Genomic DNA, 648 nt, shown 5'->3' on the forward strand with positions numbered 1-648 from the left:
CCCAGGGGATCACCATAATAAAATGCTGAGGCCTGGCCTTTGCGTAGTGCACGCATCACCTCAATACCTTTGATGGTGGCGTAAGCCGTCTTCATGGATTTAAATCCCAGCGTGGCGCCGATTATCCGTTTCAGTTTGCCATGATCGCATTCAATCACGTTGTTCCGGTACTTAATCTGTCGGTGTTCAACGTCAGACGGGCACCGGCCTTCGCGTTTGAGCAGAGCAAGCGCGCGACCATAGGCGGGCGCTTTATCCGTGTTGATGAATCGCGGGATCTGCCACTTCTTCACGTTGTTGAGGATTTTACCCAGAAACCGGTATGCAGCTTTGCTGTTACGACGGGAGGAGAGATAAAAATCGACAGTGNGGCCCCGGCTGTCGACGGCCCGGTACAGATACGCCCAGCGGCCATTGACCTTCACGTAGGTTTCATCCATGTGCCACGGGCAAAGATCGGAAGGGTTACGCCAGTACCAGCGCAGCCGTTTTTCCATTTCAGGCGCATAACGCTGAACCCAGCGGTAAATCGTGGAGTGATCGACATTCACTCCGCGTTCAGCNAGCATCTCCTGCAGCTCACGGTAACTGATGCCGTATTTGCAGTANCAGCGTACGGCCCACAGAATGATGTCACGCTGAAAATGC

At 53.8% G+C, this 648-nt stretch carries 1 protein-coding gene; it reads right to left on the bottom strand.

What is annotated here, in order from left to right; translation table 11 throughout:
• Nucleotides 1-648 (bottom strand): IS6-like element IS26 family transposase (locus VZP09_RS24980; protein WP_328795543.1); only part of this gene is annotated, 648 nt, incomplete at both ends.

Origin of the sequence: Klebsiella sp. EMBS2024 (genome assembly GCF_036233805.1) — a bacterium.
Classification (GTDB): domain Bacteria; phylum Pseudomonadota; class Gammaproteobacteria; order Enterobacterales; family Enterobacteriaceae; genus Klebsiella; species Klebsiella pneumoniae.